At 67.7% G+C, this 21,384-nt stretch carries 21 protein-coding genes; 11 read left to right on the top strand and 10 right to left on the bottom strand.

Going from position 1 to position 21,384, the window contains the following annotated elements:
* Positions 1–160: 160 nt before the first annotated feature.
* Entirely contained in the window at positions 161–1,402 is a 1,242-nt protein-coding gene (locus P7L68_RS20400) for a gamma-glutamyltransferase (protein ID WP_372001174.1), read from the bottom strand.
* A gap of 79 nt (positions 1,403–1,481) precedes the next feature.
* On the opposite strand from P7L68_RS20400, the gene P7L68_RS20405 reads away from it, so the two are divergent.
* The 4 genes from P7L68_RS20405 (at position 1,482) to P7L68_RS20420 (ending at position 5,454) form a co-directional block, all read left to right on the top strand.
* Positions 1,482–2,882: a M48 family metalloprotease gene (locus P7L68_RS20405; protein WP_372001176.1), complete on the top strand. Its 1,401-nt coding sequence runs from the start codon at positions 1,482–1,484 to the stop codon at positions 2,880–2,882.
* A 66-nt stretch (positions 2,883–2,948) separates the two neighbouring features.
* Positions 2,949–3,707, top strand: a complete 759-nt coding sequence (locus P7L68_RS20410) for a DsbA family protein (RefSeq protein ID WP_372001178.1) — start codon at positions 2,949–2,951, stop codon at positions 3,705–3,707.
* A 35-nt stretch (positions 3,708–3,742) separates the two neighbouring features.
* On the top strand, positions 3,743–5,035 hold the full coding sequence (locus tag P7L68_RS20415) for an AAA family ATPase (protein WP_372001180.1): 1,293 nt from the start codon (positions 3,743–3,745) through the stop codon (positions 5,033–5,035).
* A 212-nt stretch (positions 5,036–5,247) separates the two neighbouring features.
* Positions 5,248–5,454, top strand: coding sequence for a hypothetical protein (locus P7L68_RS20420; protein WP_372001181.1), 207 nt, complete (start codon positions 5,248–5,250; stop codon positions 5,452–5,454).
* A 4-nt stretch (positions 5,455–5,458) separates the two neighbouring features.
* Here the strand turns inward: P7L68_RS20420 and P7L68_RS20425 are convergent, their stop codons facing one another.
* Positions 5,459–6,145, bottom strand: a complete 687-nt coding sequence (locus P7L68_RS20425; protein WP_372001183.1) for an HAD hydrolase-like protein — start codon at positions 6,143–6,145, stop codon at positions 5,459–5,461.
* A 164-nt stretch (positions 6,146–6,309) separates the two neighbouring features.
* On the opposite strand from P7L68_RS20425, the gene P7L68_RS20430 reads away from it, so the two are divergent.
* On the top strand, positions 6,310–6,843 hold the full coding sequence (locus P7L68_RS20430; RefSeq protein WP_372001185.1) for a DUF2867 domain-containing protein: 534 nt from the start codon (positions 6,310–6,312) through the stop codon (positions 6,841–6,843).
* Positions 6,844–6,937: 94 nt separating this feature from the next.
* Complete coding sequence (locus tag P7L68_RS20435; protein ID WP_372001186.1) at positions 6,938–7,135, top strand: hypothetical protein; 198 nt, start codon at positions 6,938–6,940, stop codon at positions 7,133–7,135.
* Between the two features lie 40 nt (positions 7,136–7,175).
* Here P7L68_RS20435 and P7L68_RS20440 read toward each other — a convergent pair whose 3' ends face one another.
* Positions 7,176–7,658, bottom strand: a complete 483-nt coding sequence (locus P7L68_RS20440; RefSeq protein WP_372001187.1) for a DMT family transporter — start codon at positions 7,656–7,658, stop codon at positions 7,176–7,178.
* Positions 7,659–7,737: 79 nt separating this feature from the next.
* Here P7L68_RS20440 and P7L68_RS20445 point away from each other — a divergent pair, with 79 nt between their 5' ends.
* Together P7L68_RS20445 and P7L68_RS20450 are read left to right on the top strand one after the other, a co-directional pair.
* Positions 7,738–8,700 carry a LysR substrate-binding domain-containing protein gene (locus tag P7L68_RS20445; protein WP_372006898.1) on the top strand — a complete coding sequence of 321 codons (963 nt, stop codon included), beginning with the start codon at positions 7,738–7,740 and terminating at the stop codon, positions 8,698–8,700.
* A gap of 11 nt (positions 8,701–8,711) precedes the next feature.
* Positions 8,712–9,890, top strand: a complete 1,179-nt coding sequence (locus P7L68_RS20450) for a PAS domain-containing protein (RefSeq protein ID WP_372001189.1) — start codon at positions 8,712–8,714, stop codon at positions 9,888–9,890.
* A gap of 114 nt (positions 9,891–10,004) precedes the next feature.
* Here P7L68_RS20450 and P7L68_RS20455 read toward each other — a convergent pair whose 3' ends face one another.
* Genes P7L68_RS20455 through hppD form a run of 3 tightly spaced genes read right to left on the bottom strand, consistent with a single transcriptional unit; the run spans position 10,005 to position 13,235 of the window.
* Positions 10,005–10,988, bottom strand: coding sequence for a fumarylacetoacetate hydrolase family protein (locus P7L68_RS20455; RefSeq protein WP_372001191.1), 984 nt, complete (start codon positions 10,986–10,988; stop codon positions 10,005–10,007).
* A gap of 2 nt (positions 10,989–10,990) precedes the next feature.
* The gene (locus tag P7L68_RS20460; protein ID WP_372001193.1) at positions 10,991–12,142 is read right to left on the bottom strand and encodes a homogentisate 1,2-dioxygenase; all 1,152 of its coding nucleotides are present in this window, start codon (positions 12,140–12,142) and stop codon (positions 10,991–10,993) included.
* Positions 12,135–13,235: a 4-hydroxyphenylpyruvate dioxygenase gene (gene hppD, locus P7L68_RS20465; RefSeq protein WP_372001195.1), complete on the bottom strand. Its 1,101-nt coding sequence runs from the start codon at positions 13,233–13,235 to the stop codon at positions 12,135–12,137. The genes P7L68_RS20460 and hppD overlap by 8 nt, the downstream gene beginning before the upstream one ends.
* A gap of 191 nt (positions 13,236–13,426) precedes the next feature.
* Between hppD and P7L68_RS20470 the strand changes: the two genes are divergently transcribed.
* The 3 genes from P7L68_RS20470 to P7L68_RS20480 all read left to right on the top strand — a co-directional run bounded on the left by P7L68_RS20470 (position 13,427) and on the right by P7L68_RS20480 (position 17,295).
* A complete protein-coding gene (locus P7L68_RS20470; RefSeq protein WP_372001197.1) occupies positions 13,427–13,960 on the top strand; it encodes a MarR family winged helix-turn-helix transcriptional regulator in 534 nt (177 codons plus the stop codon).
* Between the two features lie 441 nt (positions 13,961–14,401).
* A complete protein-coding gene (locus P7L68_RS20475; RefSeq protein ID WP_372001198.1) occupies positions 14,402–15,469 on the top strand; it encodes a methyl-accepting chemotaxis protein in 1,068 nt (355 codons plus the stop codon).
* Between the two features lie 104 nt (positions 15,470–15,573).
* Positions 15,574–17,295, top strand: coding sequence for an adenylate/guanylate cyclase domain-containing protein (locus P7L68_RS20480; RefSeq protein WP_372001200.1), 1,722 nt, complete (start codon positions 15,574–15,576; stop codon positions 17,293–17,295).
* A 3-nt stretch (positions 17,296–17,298) separates the two neighbouring features.
* Here the strand turns inward: P7L68_RS20480 and P7L68_RS20485 are convergent, their stop codons facing one another.
* Genes P7L68_RS20485 through P7L68_RS20500 form a run of 4 tightly spaced genes read right to left on the bottom strand, consistent with a single transcriptional unit; the run spans position 17,299 to position 21,375 of the window.
* On the bottom strand, positions 17,299–18,591 hold the full coding sequence (locus tag P7L68_RS20485; protein ID WP_372001202.1) for an ATP-grasp domain-containing protein: 1,293 nt from the start codon (positions 18,589–18,591) through the stop codon (positions 17,299–17,301).
* Positions 18,588–19,550 (bottom strand): hypothetical protein, encoded by a 963-nt coding sequence (locus P7L68_RS20490; RefSeq protein WP_372001203.1) that lies wholly within the window; start codon positions 19,548–19,550, stop codon positions 18,588–18,590. Before P7L68_RS20490 ends, P7L68_RS20485 begins: the two co-directional genes overlap by 4 nt.
* Positions 19,547–20,542, bottom strand: coding sequence for a fatty acid desaturase (locus tag P7L68_RS20495; protein WP_372001205.1), 996 nt, complete (start codon positions 20,540–20,542; stop codon positions 19,547–19,549). The genes P7L68_RS20490 and P7L68_RS20495 overlap by 4 nt, the downstream gene beginning before the upstream one ends.
* Positions 20,539–21,375 (bottom strand): hypothetical protein, encoded by an 837-nt coding sequence (locus P7L68_RS20500; protein WP_372001207.1) that lies wholly within the window; start codon positions 21,373–21,375, stop codon positions 20,539–20,541. Before P7L68_RS20500 ends, P7L68_RS20495 begins: the two co-directional genes overlap by 4 nt.
* Between the last annotated feature and the right edge of the window lie 9 nt (positions 21,376–21,384).

Below are 21,384 nucleotides of genomic sequence, written 5' to 3' on the forward strand. Positions count from 1 at the left end.
GGGTATCCTTCTGCAGGGGCCGTGCCCCCGGGGGGAAGACGACCTGCACGGGGCGCAACAGATATGACCGGGATTATGAAACCATAAGTTCATAATCCCGGCCATACCAGGTGCGCGATACGATCAATCGCCGTCTGCGGCGCACCGCCCGAGCGACAGCTCAGCGGATGGCCAGCCCCGACGACGAGGGCGAGACGATCGCATTGCAGCGCTGATCGTCCGACGGAATGCCGTTGGTGCAGGCGGCGGCACCGATATCGGCACCGGCCGTGGCCGCGGCGGCAAGCGAGTCATCCAGCGGCTCGCCGCCATAGAAGCTGCCGATCAGCCGGCTCATCGCGGGCACCGCGCCCTCGCCGGTCGCCGTCGCGGCCATATAGGGCTTGTAGATGTTGGTGTTGACCGCCAGCACCGCGGCGCCCGAGGCGGTGGCCGCGGGATCCAGCGGCCGGGCAGCGATGATGCCGGTATCGTCCCCCATCCGGCCGGTGCCGAAGGGGGCGCCCTGGGTGAAGGTGCAGGCGACCGCCTGTCCATACTGGTCGATGGCCAGAATGCCCGACTGTACGGCATCCTGGCCGGCCACCGGCAGGGTCGTGCCGGTGCGCACGGTCGAAAGCGCATCCAGCGCCGCCGCACCGCCGGTGCCGGGAACGGTGACCATGTCGAAATTGCCGAGCGAGCGGGTCAGCGCATCGCCCTTGGCGGGCTGATAGGCGCGCAGCTCGTCGGCCCTGAGCGTGATGCCCGCCTGGGCGAAATCCTCGATCATCCGCCGGCCGAGCGGGCCCGCATAGAGCGTGCCCGGGCCTTCGGTGCGCAGGGAGCCCAGCGAGGAGGCGAGATCCGGCCGGGTCATCTGATTGCCCTGGGCCAGATTGCCGAAGCTGCGCGCCAGTGTCGGCGAGGCCGAAATCACCTCGCGATAGGCGGCGAGATCGGCCGCGAAGGCCGGCGAGACCTGCACGCCGAACCGGGCCAGCTGTTCGGCCGGCGACACCAGCTGCGGCAGGCGCAGCACGCCGTAATCGGCATGCATGGTGAAGAGCCCGCGGGCAAAACCCGGCAGCGCCACCGTCTCGCCGGGCACGGCCGCCTGCGGCAGGAAGGCATAGGCGCGCGGCGGCTCTGCCTCCTTAGGCTTGGTGCGGCGCGGCTGTGCCTTGTAGACCACGCAGGCCCCGCCGCCGCCAAGCCCCACGCGGCTCGGCAACGTGACGGTCTGGGTGAAGGCCATGGCCACCGCCGCATCGACCGCGCTGCCGCCGGCCGAGAGGATGTCGCGGCCGACCAGCGCCGAACGCGGCTCGTCGGCGGCAATCAGGCCGATGAAGCCGGTGACGGCATCCACCTGCCCCACTTCCACGCGCGGCCCGCAGCCCGCCAGCGCGGCGATGCTCACGATTGCGAGAGCCGCCGGCGCTTCACGGAGATGCCACGGTTGCCGAGATTGACGGGCGTGTCGTACGACCCTACGTTCGGTGAAGACATCCGGGGTCTGCACCGTGCGCTCAAGCTTCCTCCGCATCGCCGTCCTTATCTGCTTCCTGATCGTGTCGGGGATCGGTGCCGTGGGCCCCGCCTCGGCGCAGCAGCGAAGCCTGTCCTTCATCCGCGACGCCGAGGTGGAACATACCATCCGGCAGATAGCGACTCCACTGTTCAAGGCCGCGGATCTGGATCCGGACGGGATCGACATCCACCTGATCCGCGACAACGCCATCAATGCCTTCGTCGGCGGCGGCATGCACCTGTTCATCTTCACGGGGCTGCTGATGGCGAGCGATAACCCGAACCAGCTCGCGGGCGTGATCGCACATGAAACCGGCCATATCGCCGGCGGCCATCTGTCGCGGATCGGCGGCGCGGTCGAGATGGCGACCGCCCAGGCCATCGCCTCGGCCCTGCTCGGCCTTGCGATCGGCGTTGCGGGCGGCAGCGCCGATGCCGGCATGGCGATCGCCATGGGCGGCCAGCAGATGGCCCAGCGCGGCATGCTGAGCTTCAGCCGCGCCCAGGAGAATTCGGCCGACCAGGCCGGCATCCGCTTCCTGCACCGGGCGGGCGAGTCGGCGCAGGGCATGCTCCAGTTCTTCGAAAAGCTCGACACCCAGAACGCGCTGATCGGCAGCCGGCAGAGCCCCTATCTTTCCACCCACCCCATGGCCGCAGACCGGGTCCGGGTGGTGCAGAACGTGGTGGCGCAGGAAAAGGGCGTCACCGCCGAGGCGACGCCCGCCGAGCAGATGGCCTATGACCGGATGATCGCCAAGCTGCGCGGCTTCCTGGATCCGCCGGGCCGCACTTTCGCCGCCTACAAGGCCGACGACACCTCGGTACCGGCGCGCTATGCCCGCGCCATCGCCTATTACCGCCAGGCCGATCTGGATAACGCCCTGCCGATCATCCGCGGGCTGATCGCCGAACAGCCCGACGACCCGTATTTCCACGAGCTGGAAGGCCAGATGCTGTTCGAGAACGGCCGGGTGGCCGAGGCGATCAAGCCCTACCGGCTGGCGGTGGAGAAGTCCGGCCGCGCGCCGCTGATCGCCGTCGGCCTTGCCCAGGCGCTGATCGAGACCGGCACCGATGCCGGCTATGCCGAAGCCCAGGGGCTGCTTGAGAACGCCACCGCGAAGGACCGCGACAATGCCACGGCCTGGCGGCTGCTCGGCATCGCCTATGGCCGCGCCAACCGCATGCCGCAGGCGTCGCTCGCACTCGCCGAATACAACGCCCAGGTCGGCCGCTGGGACGAAGCCGAGGTCCAGGCCACCCGCGCCCGCGACACCCTGCCGGTCGGCTCCCCCGGCCAGCTGCGCGCCGATGATCTGGCCGAATACGTCAAGCGCCAGCGCGAGGAAGCCCGCGCCAACCGCTGAGGCCGCGGGGTGCCCGTCCCCGCCGCCCTGAACCACCCCACTCCGTTCCGAAAGACACCAGACCCCATGTCGAAACTCCTCGTCCCGGCCCTGGCCCTGATCCTGGGTGCTGCCGGCGGTGCCGCTGCGACCCTGGTCATCGACCGCGTTCACGCCGTGGACCCGGCGTCGGAAGCCCGTGCCGGCGAGGACATGGTCCGGGCCCTGCTCGCCCGCGAGCCCGAACTGGTGGTGGAAAGCATCCGCGCCTGGCAGGCGAAGCAGGAAACGGCGGAACTGGAAGCCCAGGGCTCGGCCATCCGCGACAGCGAGGCCGCCCTCGTCGCAGACCGGCGCGACCCCGTCGTCGGCCCGGCCGATGCGGCGGTCACCGTGGTCCAGTTCTTCGACTATCGCTGCCCCTATTGCCGCCGCGCCATGGGCACCGTCGATCAGCTGATCGAGAAACGCGACGACATCCGCGTGGTCTACAAGGAATTCCCGATCCTGGGCCCGGATTCGCTGGTCGCCGCCCGCGCGGCCCTGGCCGTCAACCAGGTCGCGCCCAAGGCTTATCCCGAAATCCATGCCGCGCTGATGACCCAGCAGGGCGGGCTCAGCGAAGAGCGCGTGCTCGCCATCGTCGCCGATCGGGGCGTCGACGCCGAAGCGGTCAAGGCGCGCATGCACGCGCCCGAGACCGAGGCCCATATCCGCGATACCATGGATCTGGCCCGCAGGCTCGGCATCGGCGGCACCCCGGCCTTCGTGATCGGCGATACCCTGCTGCCGGGCGCCGTGGAACTCGACGCCCTGGACCGTGCGGTCGAGGCGGCGAAGGGCTGACCTGCCACCACTCTCACGCCCGGGAGGTGCTCCTGATGTTGACCGCCATCACGCTCGAAAACTTCAAGAGCTACCGGTCGGCGCGCCTCCCGCTGGCGCCGCTCACCGTGCTGATCGGCGCCAATGCCTCGGGCAAAAGCAATGCGGTCGAGGCGATGCGGCTGCTGTCGTGGCTGGCCCAGGGGCAGAAGCTGTCGGCCATCCGCTATGCCATTCATGACGGCGAGCAGGTGGTGCGGGGCAAGGTCCAGGATCTGGCCTACTGCGAAGGCGACAGCTTCAGTATCGGCTGCGAGACGGATCATGACGATTTCAACCGGCTGAGCATGACCGTCTCGCTCCGCGAGGACGGACTGCATCTCGCCGGGGAGCAGGTTGCCGGCATCCGCCTGCCGCTCTATGATCTGGACCAGCCCTCCACCGGCCGCAGCACCGATGTCCGCGTCGCCTATGACAATTTCAGCCGGGGCGGCAAGAAGCCGCATGTCGTGTGCAGCGACCAGATGGCGATCTTCACCCAGCTGACCAGCCCGGCCACCTTCGACGCCAAGCACAGGAAATCCCGCGAGACCATTCCGAAGATCGCCCGCGCCTATGAAGCGAGCCTCGGGTCGATGCTGTTCCTGGATCCGGTCCCGGCACGCATGCGCGACTACAGCTTTCCCGGTGAGCACCGGCTAAATGGGGATGGCAGCAACATTTCCTCGGTTCTCTGGGACCTGACGGAAGGCGCGCGAAGTACGGACGAGGCCACAGCGGATGTGCTTGGCTTCGTCAAGAGCCTGCCTGAGCAGAACATCGCCGGCTTCGATTTCCTGAAGGAGCCCCGGGGCGGGGTCATGATCCAGCTGGAAGAGACGTTCGGCGCACAGACGCGAAGGTATGATGCCTCGCTGCTGTCTGACGGCACATTGCGTGTTCTCGCCATCGCCGCCGCCATGCTGTCGGCGCAAAGTGGCAGTCTGGTGGTGATCGAAGAGATCGACAACGGCGTCCATCCGAGCCGCGCCCGCCACCTGCTGGACAGCATCCGCAACCTCGCCCGGCGGCGGAACCTGCGGGTTCTGCTGTCGACCCACAATCCCGCCCTGCTGGATGCCCTGCCGGACGAAGCCGTTCCCGATGTGGTGTTCTGCTATCGCGACCCCGAAGACGGATCGAGCCGGCTGGTCCGCCTGGACGATCTGCCGACCTATCCGGAACTCGTCGCACAGGGCAGCCTGGGTGATCTGGCCACCAGCGGAGCGCTGGAGCGGGCGGCGAAGATCCGGATCGACGAGGCCACCCGCAGAAGCTTGGCCCTCGCCTGGATGGATCGGCTGGGTTGAGGGCCGGGCCATGCGCACCGTCATCCTGATCGACACCTCCGTCTATCTCAACATCCTCAAGGTTCCGGGTTTCGACCAGCAGCAACAGACCGTCCACGCAGATTTCAGACAATACCTGTCCGGAAATGCCCGTTTCCTCCTGCCGATGGCCACGATCTGGGAGACAGGCAATCACATCGCCCATCTGGGCGACGGCCGGCTGCGGCGGCAACATGCTTTGCGTTTCATCGAAGCTGACGGACTTCCCCGATCATGCCCAGCGGAACAAATCGGACGACAGGACCAGCGAAGGCACCAGCCTCGCCGATCTGTCCCTGATCAAGGAGTGGCAGCGGCTTTGCACGCTGGATCCCAGGGCGCGTGTCGTCATCTGGTCGCTCGACCGCGACCTTCTGGGCTACGACCGGAAACCGGACTGAGGCCTCACACCCGCGGCACGGCCACAGCGATCCCCCGCGCCGCCAGCAGGCGCGGGGCGATGGTGGCCAGATCGGGGAAGCGGTCGGCGATGGCATCTGCGCCCTCGGCCATGGCGAGGGGGCCGTGGCCCCAGCCGGCGAAGACGACCGGCATGCCGGCGCCCCGGGCCGAAACGACGTCGTTGCGGTGGTCGCCCACCATCACCGCCGGGGCATGGTCGAGGCCGGCCGCCTGCAGCGTCAGGGTCAGGTGGCGCGGATCGGGTTTGGAGACCGGAAAGCTGTCGCCGGCGCCGATGCCGTCGAAACGCGACAGCAGGCCCAGCCCGTCGAGCAGGGTGCGGGTGGCGGCCGCCGGTTTCTTGGTGCACAGCAGCACCGCCCAGCCGGCAGCGCGGAAGGCATCCAGGGTTTCGGGCACACCCGGAAAGGCCGTGGTCGCTTCGGCGGCATGGGCGGTGTAATCGGCGAGGAAGCGGTCATGCGCCGCCTCGTCCATCGGCCGGCCGCGGGCCGCCAGCACCCGTTCCACCAGCTTGCGCGGCCCGTCGCCCAGATAGCCGGCGATTTCAGGACCCGACACCCCGGGCAACCCCAGCCCCGCCATCAGCCGGTTCATCGCCGCCGCGAAATCCGGCACGGCATCGACCACGGTGCCGTCGAGGTCGAGGAGAAGGGCGGGACGGGTCATCGGCTGAAAGCTCCGGGATGGGACAAAGCTCCGGGACGAGATGGGCCGCAGGATAGCAGCCGCCGCCCGATGCCGCGACAGGCGCCTTCGCCACCCTGCGACGGGCTGACGCAGGGCGCCGCGCCTTCTGTCCGCAGCCGGCTGCACCCGGCATACTCGGCGCCATGGATCTGTATCGCCCGACCGCCCATCCTTTGCCCCAGGACTCGCGCCTCCGCCCGATGTTCGTCGGCGCGGATCTGGCCGATTGCTATGCCATCGGCCTGCCCGCCGGGGTGGATGGCGATCCGGAACGGCTGGCCCGGGTCCTGTTCGCGGGCCAGGCCGGCTGGGCCCGAAGCCTGCTGAAGCTGCGCGACCTGCTGGTCCGCCCCTTCGGGCTGAAGACCTCGGACCGCATGGCGGCCGCCGGGGATCGGGACGATCCCGACAACCGCCGGATCGGCATCTTCCGGATCTACGAAATCCGGCCGGACGAGATCATCCTGGGCGAGGACGACCGCCATCTGGATTTCCGCCTGACGGTGCGCCTGGCCCCCGACCCCGACCGCCCGGGAGAACGGCTGGTGATGACCGCGACGGTGGTCCGCTGCCATAACGGCCTCGGCCGGCTGTACATCGCCCTGATCCGCCCCTTCCATGTGGCGGTGGTGCGTTCGGCGCTGGCGCGGGCGGCACGGGCGGGATGGCGGGGATAGGTGTCGCGTCCACCCGGCACCATGATCCGGGCGGAAATTTGCCTCAGCTCCGTGAAAGGCATATGTTATGGCCATATGCCTGAGATGCCGCCCCATGAACGACACGCGCATCCGCCATGTTCGCCTGTTCCGCAACGGCCGCAATCAGGACACGCACAAACAGGGCCTTGTCGCACTGCTCGACAGCTGGGAGCCCATGGACGAGGCGTTGCCTGAGCCCAAGGACCAGCCGACCGTGCCGGAGGATATGGTTCTGAGCCGGTTCGACCTGCGTGACACGGTCGGCCTCTGATCCCCATGTCGAGAGCCGGCGGATCAAGCCGCCCGCCGGCTCATGATCCGGCAGCCGGCTTCACGCCCGATGCCTGCAGCTGCATCACGATCAGCCCCAGAATGATCAGGCCCAGGCCGGCAAAGCGGGGCAGCGAGACCGGCTTCTGCGGGAGGCCGACCAGGCCCCAATGGTCGATGACGACCGAGGCCAGCATCTGCCCGGCGATGGCCGCGGTGATGAAGCCGGCGGCCCCCAGTTTCGGCGCCAGCACGAGCGCACCGGTGATATAGACCACGCCGACGATCCCGCCGATCCATATCCAGCGCGGCGCCTGGGCGAGATTGGACAGGGCCGGCATCTCGACGCGCGCCAGCAGCATGACCGGCAGGATGCAGGCAAAGCTGACGCACAGCGATATGGCCGTGCCCCAGAGAGGATGGCCGAGTGTCCGCCCGAGGGCCGCATTGGCGCCCGCCTGAAACGGAACGACCGCGCCCGAGACGACCGCGGCGAGGGTGAGAAGCAATGAGCTGGTGTGCATGATGAACCTCCATGCTCATCAGATGCGATATCCACTTCATGAATGGAAATTCGGATGTAATATCTTCTATATGCAGCAGATGAATAATCTTCGCGGTATCGATCTGAACCTGCTGGTGGTGCTCGATGCGCTTCTGGCCGAACGGCATGTGTCGCGCGCGGCCGCCCGGCTGAATATGAGTCAGCCGGCGGTCAGCCACGCGCTCGGGCGTCTGCGGCATCTGTTCGACGACCCGCTGTTGATCCGCCGCAACGGGCAGTTGACGCCGAGCGCCCGGGCGCTGGACATCGCCCCCGCACTGACCGAGGCCTTGCGACAGCTGCAGGAGGTTCTGGGGCCGGGAGGCTTCGACCCGGCGCAGGAAACGCGACGTTTCCGCCTGGCGATGTCGGATTACGGCTCTGCCGTCATTCTTCCCGACCTGCTGAACATGCTGCGCCGGGCGGCGCCGGGGATCGAGCTGGTGATCACCCAGGCGAGCCGTGAGGCGATGCTTCGGCAGGTGCTGGACGGGGACTGCGATCTGGCACTGGGCGTGTTTCCCGATCTTCACCCGCGAATCGAGGCCGAACGCCTTTTCGACGAGCAGTTCGCCTGCCTTGCGGATCGGCAGGGGCTGGACGGCCGTGATCGTCTGGATCTGGCTGCCTATCTCGCCCGGCCCCATGTGCTGGTTGCGATGCAGAACGACGCCGATACCGGGATCGATACGGCCCTGCGCGCCATCGGCCACACGCGCCGCATCGTGGTCACGCTGCCGCATTGGGGCACTGCGCCACGGCTGATCCGGGGGACTGACCTGGTTCTGACCGTCGCCCGCAAAACCCTGGCCCTCTGCGAAGATGATCCGGACCTCGCCGTCTTCGCGCCGCCCTTTGCGATCCCGCCCTTTCCCTTCGTTCAGGTCTGGCATGAACGGCGCACCGGCGATTCCGCACATCTGTGGTTACGCAGCGCCGTTGCGACCGCCGCGAGGTCCGTGTCGCAGCCTTCCGCATCCGACATGGAGGCAGCCGGCGGGGGCCCTGCCCGGCCGCTGTGACGTAAACATCATTGCCAGATGACTGCGTCGGACTGCCGGATGCGAAGAGCCAGGATTATCGCAGCTTCTGGGCCGATCTGAGGTCGACCCGGGCCAGGACGGCCGAATTCCGCCGCATCGCCAAAGGCGGACGCGAGGTCTGGATCCAGGCCACCTATACCCCCATTCTGGACCCGGCCGGCAAGCTGGTGAAGGTGGTGAAATACGCCACCGACATCACTGCGCAGAAGCTGATATCGGCCGACCACCAGGGGCAGATCAGCGCCATCGGCCGGACCCACGGGGTGATCGAATTCGATCTGGACGGCAAAATCCTGCTGGCCAACGACAACTTCCTCGCTGCCACCGGCTACCGGCTCGACGAGATCAGCGGGCGGCATCACAGCATGTTCATGCCCGGCGACGAGGCGCGCAGCGACGCGTATCAGGCATTCTGGCAGAAGCTCCGGGCCGGCGATTTCGTGGCCGGCATTCACAAGCGGGTCGGCAAAGGCGGACGGCCCGTCTGGCTGCGCGCCACTTACAATCCGATCTTCGATGCATCGGGCCGGATCTGCAAGGTGGTGAAATACGCGACCGACATCACCCGGCTGATCACCTCGCATCTGGCGGCGGTCTCGTCGGCACAGGTGACGCTCGGCAATGTCGAGGCGGTGGCTGCCGCCTCTGAAGAGTTGACGGCATCGGTTTCCGAGATCACCCGCGCCGCCGACAGCGGCCACCGCTCTGCCGAGGTCATGCGCGACAACGTCACCCGCGGCGAGGCTGCCGTGGCCCGGCTGAAGGAAACCACCAGCGCGATGAACGGCGTGATCAAGCTGATCCAGGAGATCGCCTCGCAGATCAACCTGCTGTCGCTCAACGCCACCATCGAGGCCTCGCGTGCCGGCGAAGCCGGCCGCGGCTTCACCGTCGTCGCGTCCGAGATCAAGACCCTGTCGGGCCAGACGGCCACCGCCACCGAGAACATCGCCCGCCAGATCGCCGAACTGCAGGATGTGTCCCGCAGCGTGGACGCCACGATGACCGGCATCACCGGCGGCATATCGGCCCTGCACGAAGCAAGCGCCGTGCTTTCATCGGCAATCGAGGAACAGCTGGCCATGACGCGGAGCATTGCCGGCAACATGCATCAGGCAGTCGACGGCGTGACCGGAACGACCGACAGTCTGGCGAAGATGATGCAGTAACCCCCTGCGAAAACGGCCCGCAGGCTTATCCCCCGCGGGCCGTTTTCACGGTCTGAAAGGATCGGGCCGGCCAAAGGGCGGTCCCGCCCTCATGCCTTCAGCCCCCTCATGCCTTCAACCCCACTTCACGATCTTCTGGTCGATGGCGCCGAAGATCGACACATCCTCGCGGTCGGTCATCTCGATGCGCACGCGATCGCCGAAAGACATGAACGGGGTCGCGGGCTTGCCGCTATCGATGGTCTCCAGCATGCGCCGCTCGGCGATGCAGCACGAGCCGCGGCTGCGGTCGAGATTGGAGACGGTGCCGGAGCCGACGATGGTGCCGGCGCCCAGATGGCGGGTACGGGCGGCATGGGCGACCAGGCGGCGGAAATCGAAGGTCATGTCCTCGCCAGCCTCTGGCGCACCGAACAGCTGGTCGTTCAGCCAGACCTTGAGCGGCAGGTTGACCTTGCCGCCATCCCAGGCATCGCCCAGCTCGTCCGGGGTGACCGCGACCGGGGAGAAGCTGGAGGCGGGCTTGGACTGGAAGAAGCCGAAGCCCTTGGCCAGCTCGCCCGGGATCAGGTTGCGCAGGCTGACGTCGTTGACCAGCATGACCAGACGGATATAGCCGCCCGCCTGATCCGGTGCCGTGCCCATCGGCACGTCGTCGGTGACCACCGCGACCTCGGCCTCGAAATCGATGCCGAAAGCCTCGTCGGCGCATTCCACCGGATCCATCGGGCCGATGAAGCGGTCGGAGACGCCCTGATACATCAGCGGGTCATGCCAGAAGTTCTGGGGCATTTCGGCGCCGCGCGCCTTGCGGACCAGTTCGACATGGTTCACATAGGCCGACCCGTCGGCCCATTGATAGGCGCGCGGCAGCGGCGCCATCGCCGCCACCGGATCGAAGCCGATCACGCCATCGGCCTCGCCCGCATTCAGCGCCTCGGACAGGGCCTGAAGCCGGGGGGCGGTTTCGGCCCAGCGGTCCAGAGCGGCCTGCAGGGTGGGGGCGATGCCCTCCGCCGGCACACAGCGCTTCAGGTCCCGCGAGACCACCACCAGCCGCCCGTCGCGGCTGCCGTCCTTGAGGGTCGCCAGCTTCATCGTCACTCCGCTGCTTCGTTGGTCGCGGCCGGCTGCGTGCGCCAGCTGTCGACATAACCGGTCCATTCGACACTGGCCGCACCCGCCTGAACCTCCAGCGGGTCGCGGGTGTCGATCATCACCGCCACCTCGTCGGTTTCCTTGCGCGCCGCCTTCTGGCCGATGGCAAAGGCCTTGGGGTGCGGCCCATGGGCGAAGCCCGCCGGGTGCAGGCTGATCATGCCGGGATGAATGTTGTCCCGGCTGAAGAACGAACCGCGGTGATAGAAGATGAACTCGTCATAGTCGACGTTGGAATGGAAGAACGGCACCTTGAGCGCACCGGGATCGGTTTCGATCGGCCGGGGCACGAAGGTGCAGACCACGAAGCGCTCCCCCACGAAGGTGGTGTGGGCCGAGGGCGGCAGATGGTAGCGATGGCTCATCAGCGGCCGGATGTCGCGCCAGTTCACCTTCACCGGCGCCAGATCCCCATGCCAGCCCACCGCATCCAGCGGGTTGTACGGGAAGACCATGGTCGAGACCTCGCCGAAGCGCTTCACCGCAACCCGGGTTTCGGTTTCCGACCGCTGGTCGTCGAAAGCCTCGTCGATCACCGGCACCGCCAGGATCGCCGGATCGAAGATCGCATGCGGCCCCACGATGCCCTTGTCCGGCAGCTTATAGGCGGAATCGGTCGCCTCGATCATCAGCACCCGGGTCGGCGCCTCGGGCACCAGGCGCCACATCGTGCCGCGCGGCAGCAGGATGTAATCGCCTTCGGTATAGGTCAGGTGGCCGAAATCGCAGAACAGATGGCCGGCGCCGTCATGGATGAACAGCAGCTCGTCGCCATCGGCATTGCGCGCCAGATGGTCCATCGGCGCCTCGATCCGCCAGAAGCGCACGGCGCAGCGGCGGTTGCCGGCCAGCGCCTCGGCCGACCAGGGGCCGGCCGGCACGGCATCGAATTTCGTGGTGTCGAAGGCGCGCGGCCGGATCGGGCCTTCGAACCGCACCCAGCCGGTGGGGGCATGGGCATGGTGGATATGGGCGGCCGGGCCGAAGAAGCCCTCCCGCCCGATCTCGTGCTCGAAAGTGCCGTCGGGCAGGTCCGCATGGGCCTGCCGCGACGCCCGGCCTTCGACGCGCGGGATGTTGATCCAGTTACGCATCGGCGCTCAACACTCCGCGCTTGATCTGGTCGAGTTCCATGGCCTCGAACAGCGCCTTGAAATTGCCTTCGCCGAAGCCCTCATTGCCCTTGCGCTGGATGATCTCGAAGAAGATCGGGCCGATGACGTTCTCGGTGAAGATCTGCAGCAGCATGCCGACATGATTGTCGGGCAGGCCGTCGATCAGGATATGGTCGCGGCGCATCCGCTCCAGATCCTCGCCATGGTCGGGCACGCGGGTGTCGACCATGTCGTAATAGCTGGACGGCGTCTCAAGGAAGGCGACGCCGCGGTCGCGCATGCCCTCGACCGAGCGGAAGATCGCATCGGTGCCAAGCGCGATGTGCTGGATGCCCTCGCCGTTATAGGCCTGGAGATATTCCTCGATCTGCGACTTGTCGTCGGCCGATTCGTTGATCGGAATCCGGATCTTGCCGCAGGGGCTGGTCATCGCGCGCGAATGCAGGCCGGTCAGCTTGCCTTCGATGTCGAAATAGCGGATCTCACGGAAATTGAACAGCTTGGTGTAGAATTCCGCCCAGTGGTTCATCCGCCCGCGATGGACGTTGTGGGTCAGGTGATCGATATAGGTGAGACCCTGATCATTGGCGGCGGCCTCCGCCCCCTCGATCGGCTCGAAATCGATGTCGTAGATCGTGCCCCTGGGGCCGTAGCGGTCGACCAGATAGATCACGCTGCCGCCGATGCCCTGGATGGCCGGAATGTTCAGCTCCATCGGGCCGATCTGGCCCAGATGCGGCTTGGCCCCCAGTTCCAGCGCGCGCTTATAGGCGAAGCGCGCATCCTTGACCCGGAAGGCCATGGCGCAGGCGCCGGGGCCGTGCACGCGGGCGAAGGACTGCGCAAAACTCTCGGGCTCGGCATTCACGATGAAATTGATGTCGCCCTGGCGGTAGAGGGTGACGTCCTTGCTGCGGTGACGCGCGACGGCGGTGAAGCCCATCCGCTCGAACAGCGCCCCCATCTCCACCGGGTCGGGGCTTGCAAACTCGACGAACTCGAAGCCGTCGGTGCCCATCGGGTTCTCGAAACCGAACGGCGTATCGCCGTCAATCCTGCTTTCCGCGCTCATCGCTTTCCCCCTCGACGTGCCACGGCTACCATCCTGCCCCCGGGACGGCACGCGGACGACGCCCCGCATGGGATGCAGGGATCGGGAGACCGGGCCTTCCGGGGCTCGACGTCACCGCCGGCACCTGATAGTTTCATTTGTAACCAAGTTGCCCCCGGACCCGGGCAATGTCAAGCGGAGGCCATCATCCGGTGAGCGAAAGCGCCAGCCCTGCCCCCGGGGCCAATCCTGAGCCCGGTTCCAATCCGACGCGGCGGCCCAACCCGGCACGCGGCGAGGATGGCAAGAGCCTCCGGCTGGAGCGCTTCCTGCCCTACCGGCTGTCCATTCTGGCCAACCGCATTTCCTCCACCCTGGCCCGCGCCTATGCCGAAACGTTCGATCTCACCATTCCCGAATGGCGGGTGATGGCGGTTCTGGGCCGGTTTGCCCCGCTCACCGCCAATGCGATCTGCGAAGCCACGCAGATGGACAAGGTGACGGTCAGCCGCGCCGTGCAGCGGCTGGAGCGCGCCGGGCGGATCGAACGCACCACCGACGAGACCGACCGCCGCCGGGTGCTGCTCCGGCTGTCGGCCGACGGGCTGGATGTCTATGGCCGGATTGCCCCCCTGGCACTGGATTACGAGGAACGGCTGATCGCCGATCTGACACCCGAGGAACGCGACGCGCTGGTGCTGCTGATCGATCGCCTGACCGAGATGGCCGCCCGCACCGAGATCTGACGCGTGTCCGATCAGGCGATTAGCAACCATTGGTAGATAAAGTGGATATTTCTGTCGGGCGCCTGACGGGCAAGGTGGTGCCGGATGGCGCCGGAATGTGACGCGGCGCAGCACATTCACGAAAATTGCCTTTTATTCGAACGGTATTTTATGCAGGCATCATCTGTAAAAACTGGCGGAATACAGCCGAATTCGATGCCGTGACAGCCTTCCCGCCCTCGGGTCCACGATGTGTGCACCGCACGATATATCCTCTTGTTGCGCCGCCGCATCCTGCTCTACAGTTAAAGCAGGGTGACATACAGGCGTGACACTTCGGCATCGCAGGATCGATGCAGCCCCCGGGTGACTCGCCTCCGACGCGTGACATACACAAGCAATACGCGGCCAACCGCGACCGGAGACGCCTGCTGCGACCGGAAAATGATAGGGGGTATGGTGATGACCAGTCAGATGCCACTCGCAGTGCGTGCCGCGGCCGATGCCGTTGCCGCCGAAGCCGTTTCGGCGCAGAAGGTCCGCGGCCTGATGCAGGGCCTGAGCGATGATGTCCGGCGCTTTTCCAGCGGCAATCAGGAGATCGCGGCACGGACCCGTCTGCTGGCCCTGAATGCGGCGATCGAGGCCGCCCGCGCCGGCAATGCCGGCCGCGGCTTTTCGGTGGTCGCGGGCGAGGTCAAAAGCCTGGCCGAGCAGGCCGACGGCGCCGCGAAACGCTTTCAGGAAGAGATCATCGGCCGCATCGCCGAATGCGAAGCGGTGACCCAGCGGCTGGTGGGCCAGCGCGGTCAGGAACTGGCGAAGGCCCTGGTCCAGCTGATCGTTCGCAACCTTTACGAGCGTACCTGCGACGTACGGTGGTGGGCCACCGACACCGCCTTCTGGGAGGCGCTGGAACAGCCCTCCCGCGAGGCGCTGGAACATGCCGCGATGCGGCTGTCGGTCATTCACCGCTATTACACCGTCTACACCAATCTTGTGCTGACCGATGCCTCGGGCCGGGTGGTCGCCATGGCCGACGACCGTTTCCAGCGCATGCGCGGCGCCGATCTGTCGCGGGAAGCCTGGGTGCGCGAGGCGCTCGCCACCCGCAGCGGCGATGAATACATCGTCGACGACGTCCGCACCGACGTGATGCACGACAACCGCTCGGTGCTGGTCTATGCCACGGCGGTCCGCGAAGGCGGACGCACCGACGGGCGGGTGATCGGCACGCTCGGCATCTATTTCGACTGGGAACGCCAGGGCCGTTCGATCGTGGTCGACGAACCCTCGCTCTCGGCCGATGAATGGACCCGCTCGCGGGTCCTGCTGCTGGATCGCGCCCGGCGCGTCATCGCCGCCTCCGACGGCCAGGGGCTCTACCAGACCTTTCATCTGTCGACCGACGGCGCCAAACAGGGCACCTACATGACCGGCGACACGGTGATCGGCTTCTCTGAAACCATCGGCTATCAGGAATATGACGGTCTGGGCTGGATGGGTGTGGTGATCCAGCGCATGAGGTGAGCCCGAGGCTCCCGCCCGGCCAGCCGCTCCGCTAGGATGGAACGGCCGGCCGCTGCACCCGTCTTCCACGCGGCCCGGCCAGCCCGGAGCCGGAGCCGCACCCCATGACCAGCCCGAGCCTTCCCTTGTCCCGGGGTCGTACGCAGAACCGGCGCGGCCGCCTGGTCCGCCGGTTGCGCGCGGTGACCGGCGCCATCATGCTGGTCTTCGTGACCGGCCATCTGATCGCCCATGCCAGCGGGCTGTTCGGCATCGGTTTCGCCCAGAAGGTGCTGGACGTGACCATGGCGCCATGGACCGTGCCGCCGGGCGCCGTGCTGCTGCCCGCCGCCTTCCTGCTCCATGCCGGCCTTGGCCTGCGCGCGCTCTATCTGCGCCGCAGCCTGCGCATGCCGCCCGCGGAGGCGCTGCAACTGGCGCTCGGGCTGCTGCTGCCGCTGCTGCTGGCGGCCCATATCACCGGGGTGGATGCGGCACTCAGCGTCGATGCAGGGGTCGACAGCTATACCCGGATCATGGCCCTGCTCTGGACACCGACCGGGGCGTTGCGCCAGTTCGTGCTGCTGGGCGTGGTCTGGCTGCACGGCATGATCGGGCTCGGCTTCTGGCTGAAGGGGCGCGGCGCCGGGCCAGGCTGGATCGCCGCCTGGCGGATCGGCGCCTGGGCGCTGCCGCTCGCCGCGCTGCTGGGCTTCCTGGATGCCGGGCGAAGCGTGGCCGGGCTGATGAAGCTGGGCGTGCTGTCGCCGACGCTGTCCGGCCTGCCCGCCGATCTCCATGCCCGGGCTCAGGCGAATGAGTTTGCGATGATTGCGAACTGGACCTTCGCAATCTTCGCAACCCTTGCCGCCCGCGGCCTGCGCCACCTGATCTCGCTGCGTCACGGCCGGATCACGGTGACCTATCCGGGCGGCCGCACGGTGCGGATGCTGCCGGGCGGTTCGGTACTGGAAGCAAGCCGGCTGGGCAATGTGCCCCATGTCGCGGTCTGCGGCGGCCGCGGCCGCTGTTCCACCTGCCGGGTGGAGATCGTGCGCGGGCTGGAGAACCTGCCGCCGGCCGATGCCGAGGAAGCCGCCCTGCTCTCCCGCATCCGCGCGCCCGCGGGCGTGCGGCTGGCCTGCCGGCTGCATCCGACCGGACCGGTTTCGGTGCATCCGCTGCTGAAGGCCCAGGGCCGCGGCCGGCGGCCGTCGGAGGATGCGATGGTCCATGGCGGGCGCGAGAAGCGGGTCGCGATCCTGTTCACCGACATCCGCGGCTCTACCGCCATCGCCGAACAGCGCCCGCCCTACGACATCATGTTCCTGCTGGAGCGCTATTTCGAAACCATCGGCGGCGCGGTGGAAGCGGCCGGCGGCACGCCCAACGCCTTCGTCGGCGACGAGGTGATGGCGATCTTCGGTGCCGATGGCGGCGACGGCCCCAAGGATTTCGCCGCCGCGGCCACCCAGGCCCTGCACGCGGCGGGCGAGATCGCCCGTCGGCTGGAGGTGCTGAACCGCAGCCTGGTGCGCGATCTGGGGCAGCCGCTCAGGATCGGCATCGGCATTCATGGCGGCCCGGCCGTGGTCGGCCGGCTGGGCTATGGCGAGACCCGGATGTTGACCGCGGTGGGCGATACCGTCCATGTCGCCCGGCGGCTGGAAGAGCTGACCAAGGCCCATGCCTGCCTGCTGGTGGTATCGGACGACATCCTGCAGGCGGCAGGGCGGACGCCGGCCAGCCTTGATGCCACGCGCCACGAAATCACCGTCCGCGGCCGGGTGGAACCGCTGGCGGTGCATGCAGTACCGGCCGTGGCGGTGGACCGGCTGGGCGGTTGACGCTCAACCGGATCCGGGCGCCAGATCGAAGATCACGCCCTCGCGTTCCCAGGCACGGATCCGGGCATAATCGGCCGCCAGCACCGCCGCATCTTCATGAACCAGATAAACCACGCCGGGGCTGGAGAAATAGTCGATCGTCGGCCTGAGCCGCACCCCCGGCCCGGCCACGGCGATCGATGAGGCATAAGAGGCGAGCCCCTCGATCCGCGCGAAACCCGACCGGCCGGTGATGACGCCCTCATGCTCTGAAATGAGCGCCACGCACCAGATCTCCGCCGCCATCCGGTAGGGCTGATCGAGCCGGGCCAGGAAGCCCGCCGGATCGGTCACCGCCTGCACCGCAAGATCGGCCTGGGTGACCCCCAGGCTGCGGCGCACCGCCTGCTGTTCCACCGTTCCCATCAGCCGGGCGGCGGTTTCGATCAGCACCGGGCCCTCGGCGGTGAGCATCAATTCGGTATGGGCGGGCCCATAGGCGATGCCGAGTGCGTCGAGCACGGCCAGGGTATAGGCGGCAAGCGCGTCCTGAACCGCGCCGTCGCGCGGCAGCAGCATCTCCAGATCGTTGATGAAGGCGGCATCCGCCACCTCGCGCTTGGATTCGGCCCAGATCTCGGCGACCAGATGACGGCCGTTCACGCTGACCGTGTTGACGAAATACTGCCGCCCGCGCAGGAAGCCCTGCACCAGCAGCCGGTCGTTGACCGACCCCAGCCGGTTGGGCCGGCCATGCAGCGCCCGGAAGGCACGCTCCACCGCCGCGGCATCGTGGCAGAAGGTGACGCCATCGGTGCCGGCGCTGTCGAGCGGCTTGACCACCACCGGCCAGTTTCCCCGTGCCATCGCCCAGGCGACCGCATCGGCCGGATCGTCGGTCACATGCTGGGGTGCGGCGGCAAGGCCCGCCGCCGCCACCACCTGCCCCATCAGGAACTTGTCGCGCCGGGCGCGGCTGAGCCGGGTGCCGTTGCCGGGCAGGCCAAGCCCTTCGGCCAGCTGATCGGCCAGTTCCACACCACATTCCGAACCCGCCAGCACAACCACCGGCGCATGGGGCAGCAGGGCATTGAGCGTGCGGCGAAGATCGCCGTCATGGGCGATCAGCCCGATGAAATCCCCCGGCCGGAAGCTTGCCCGATAGGGATCGGGCACCAGAGGGGTGCTGGAGACATGGATCGTCCGCCAGCCGGCGGCGGCAAAGGCGGGGGCAAGGGCCGCACCGGTGGAATAGGCATCGACCACCACGGCCACCGGACGGATATCGGGCACGGGAATGCGCGGTCGGTCGGTCATGGCGCATCCCCCGCAGCAAGCGCCGGGCCGGCACGGCGCGGCCGCATCAGCCCCAGATAGCCGGCGGCAACCAGCAGCGCCACACCGGCGACGGTCAGCGGCGACCAGTGGTTCCAGGCGCTGAAGGCCTGGAAGGCGAGCGTGAACAGCGGGCAGAGACCGACGATGACGTTGACATGGAAGATCCGGCCATAGCGGATGCCCACCTGCAAGGCATAAAGCGGCAGTGCCACGCCCAGAAGGCCGATGCCGGCGACGGTTTCGACCGAGGGCATCGGCCCCGCAAAGCGGCCGGTGGCCCAGGCGACGATGCCGCAGAACCCGACCAGCAGCCAGAAACGCCGGGCCATGATCGCCGACGGACCCAGCCCCGCCAGCGACAGTTTCTTGGCCCAGACACTGGTCAGCGTGGCCGAGATGCCGCCCGCGGTCGCCGCCACCAGGCCGAACGCGGTTTCGATCGGGGTCGCGGCGATCACCTCGCCCTGCCCCTCGGCCGCACTCCAGGCCAGCAGCAGGCAGGCGGCCAGAATGCCCGCCCCGCTCGCCACCTCTGCCAGGGTGGTGCGGATGCCGGCAAAGCGGCGCCAGGCCAGCACCGCAAGCGGCCCGACACCGCCGCTCAACCCGCCGGCCACCGCCGGCTCCAGCCAGCGCAGCGCCAGATAGATGCCGAGCCAGGCGCCGGCCGTGGTCAGGTTCACCATCACCAGCGCCCGCATCACCCGGGGCGTATAGACCGACGTCTGCCCCCCGCCGGCCCGGTCGATCACCTGGAACAGCAGGATCACCAGCCCGAAACAGGCGGTGATCAGCACGAAGGGATCGACGGTCTGCAGCACATGGCCGGCATAGACCTCTTTCGCAGCGCTGGTGACGTTGTAGACCATGGTCGCAGCCAGACCCGCCAGCACCAGCGGCCGGGCATGGGCATAGCGATCGGCGTCGGCATCGGTCATGCGGCAACCTTCGGCGCGCGGATGTTGCGGAACACCTCGCGGTAATAGCGGCCGAAAAAGGCCGCATAAGACGGTTCGGTATGGGCCAGATCGGCATGGATGATGCGGTCGATCCGGGCCAGCTGGCGGATCGGCGCATTGGCCAGCCAGTGATGCGAGGCGTGAAAGTTGTTGCCGTTCACGAACCACGACAGGAAGCGGCTGGTGGTGATGGTGCGGCTGTTGATCAGGGCGCTGCCATTATCCATCACACAGCCGAAATGCTCGGGCAGCTGGATGTGGAAGTTGAAGATCGCCGCCGGGATCAGCGGCAGGAACCACAGCCAGAGGAAGACCGGCTGGCCGGTCAGAAGGTCGAAGACCACCCCGCCCGCCAGACAGGCCGCCATCAGCCGGAAGCCGTCGCGCACCCGCCGCTCGGACCGGCTGCGGATCGGCATGCGGCCGCGCACCGCCGCCACGCATTTGCCCAGCGCCGCGCGGAAATGATCCAGCGCCAACAAGTTGCGCCACAACAGCCAATAGTTGTGGATCGCCGCCGGCTGATAGGCAAAGCCCTCGTCACGGACATCGACATGATGGCGGGCATGCGACACCCGCCATTCCTCGAAATTGGTCAACAGGGTCATGGCCAGCGCCGTGCCGACCACCCGGTTCACCCGGCGGCTGCGGAAGGCGATGAAATGCATGCATTCATGGGCGAATTCCAGATTGCGGGCATAGACCGCGCCGATCAGCACCGCACCCAGGATCTGCAGCGGCAGAATGCCTGTGCCGAGGGCGAGCCAGGCGCCCGCTCCCCAGATCGCCCCCTGTTCGGCCATGCGCCACAGGAAATAGCGGTCCCGGATCTGCATGAAGCCGGCATCGGCGATCAGCTGCGCGCGCGCCTCGGCGAGCCGGCGTTCGGCGGCGGCGGCCGCGGCCTCCAGCGCCGCCCGCCGGATGGCAGCGTCGTCAGACCCCGCATCAAAAGCCAGAGCGACGCTCATGACTGCCTGTCCTCGACATGAGTGGCACCGCGATCGGTGTAGACTTCGTCGGTGGTCTCGTGCACCACCTCGCGGCTCCAGTCGGCGACGCTGGCCCAGGCGAGGTTGAGGATGGTGCGCTGCGACGGCCGCTGCAGCGGATAGACGCCATGCAGCGTGGTGTCGGAGCGCAGGACGTAGATGTCGCCGGATTTGAGCGCATAGGACCGGATCGGCCGGCTGCACAGGATCTCGTGCAGCCGCGGATCGGCCTTGTTCCAGCGGGTGTCGGCGACACACTGGATGAAGCCACCATCTTCCACCGGCGGCGCCTCCAGCACCCAGACCATGCCATAGGCGTAATCGTCCCAGTGCCAGCCATGGGTGTCGCCCGGCTCGGTCAGCCGGGCGATGACGAACTGCTCGTCGTCATAGGGACAGAGCACCACCTCTTCGCCGGCGATGCGCGTGGCAAGGTCGAGCAGCGGCTTCGACCGGTAGAGCCGCGGCACCAGCGCGCTGTTGCGGGCAATGTAGTCGCGCTTGACCGAATTCATCTTCCGCGGCGTGTTCGACGTGGTCGGCAGGCGGATGTCGCGCCGCACCGCCCAGCCGGCGATCAGCCGCTCCACCTCGGCGCAGAGGGCCGCCATCACCTCGGGCGGGCAGATTTCAGAGACGACCACCAGCCCCTCGTCCAGGAAGCGCGCCCGCCAGCGGGCGAGCAGATCGTCGGTCACCACGGCGGCGATCCGCCGGGCGAGCAGGTCGTCCAGCGCCGCCGGCAGGTCGGGCTCGGCCCCGGTAACGGTATCGGCATCGGCGGCAGGCATGGATATGTCGGTCAGGCTCATCTGCGTGAT

The sequence above is a fragment of the Tistrella mobilis genome (assembly GCF_041468085.1).
In the GTDB taxonomy this organism is placed as follows: Bacteria; Pseudomonadota; Alphaproteobacteria; order Tistrellales; family Tistrellaceae; genus Tistrella; species Tistrella mobilis_A.

What these genes read in the sequence shown, in the direction of transcription:
- P7L68_RS20490 (WP_372001203.1), bottom strand. Translation starts at nt 19,550, where the DNA reads ATGACCGATGCCGACGCCGATCGCTATGCCCATGCCCGGCCGCTGGTG.
- P7L68_RS20480 (WP_372001200.1), top strand. Translation starts at nt 15,574, where the DNA reads ATGACCAGCCCGAGCCTTCCCTTGTCCCGGGGTCGTACGCAGAACCGG.
- P7L68_RS20430 (WP_372001185.1), top strand. Translation starts at nt 6,310, where the DNA reads ATGGATCTGTATCGCCCGACCGCCCATCCTTTGCCCCAGGACTCGCGC.
- P7L68_RS20475 (WP_372001198.1), top strand. Translation starts at nt 14,402, where the DNA reads ATGACCAGTCAGATGCCACTCGCAGTGCGTGCCGCGGCCGATGCCGTT.
- P7L68_RS20410 (WP_372001178.1), top strand. Translation starts at nt 2,949, where the DNA reads ATGTCGAAACTCCTCGTCCCGGCCCTGGCCCTGATCCTGGGTGCTGCC.
- P7L68_RS20425 (WP_372001183.1), bottom strand. Translation starts at nt 6,145, where the DNA reads ATGACCCGTCCCGCCCTTCTCCTCGACCTCGACGGCACCGTGGTCGAT.
- P7L68_RS20415 (WP_372001180.1), top strand. Translation starts at nt 3,743, where the DNA reads ATGTTGACCGCCATCACGCTCGAAAACTTCAAGAGCTACCGGTCGGCG.
- P7L68_RS20445 (WP_372006898.1), top strand. Translation starts at nt 7,738, where the DNA reads ATGAATAATCTTCGCGGTATCGATCTGAACCTGCTGGTGGTGCTCGAT.
- P7L68_RS20420 (WP_372001181.1), top strand. Translation starts at nt 5,248, where the DNA reads ATGCTTTGCGTTTCATCGAAGCTGACGGACTTCCCCGATCATGCCCAG.
- P7L68_RS20435 (WP_372001186.1), top strand. Translation starts at nt 6,938, where the DNA reads ATGAACGACACGCGCATCCGCCATGTTCGCCTGTTCCGCAACGGCCGC.
- P7L68_RS20495 (WP_372001205.1), bottom strand. Translation starts at nt 20,542, where the DNA reads ATGAGCGTCGCTCTGGCTTTTGATGCGGGGTCTGACGACGCTGCCATC.
- P7L68_RS20500 (WP_372001207.1), bottom strand. Translation starts at nt 21,375, where the DNA reads ATGAGCCTGACCGACATATCCATGCCTGCCGCCGATGCCGATACCGTT.
- P7L68_RS20460 (WP_372001193.1), bottom strand. Translation starts at nt 12,142, where the DNA reads ATGCGTAACTGGATCAACATCCCGCGCGTCGAAGGCCGGGCGTCGCGG.
- P7L68_RS20485 (WP_372001202.1), bottom strand. Translation starts at nt 18,591, where the DNA reads ATGACCGACCGACCGCGCATTCCCGTGCCCGATATCCGTCCGGTGGCC.
- P7L68_RS20455 (WP_372001191.1), bottom strand. Translation starts at nt 10,988, where the DNA reads ATGAAGCTGGCGACCCTCAAGGACGGCAGCCGCGACGGGCGGCTGGTG.
- P7L68_RS20440 (WP_372001187.1), bottom strand. Translation starts at nt 7,658, where the DNA reads ATGCACACCAGCTCATTGCTTCTCACCCTCGCCGCGGTCGTCTCGGGC.
- hppD (WP_372001195.1), bottom strand. Translation starts at nt 13,235, where the DNA reads ATGAGCGCGGAAAGCAGGATTGACGGCGATACGCCGTTCGGTTTCGAG.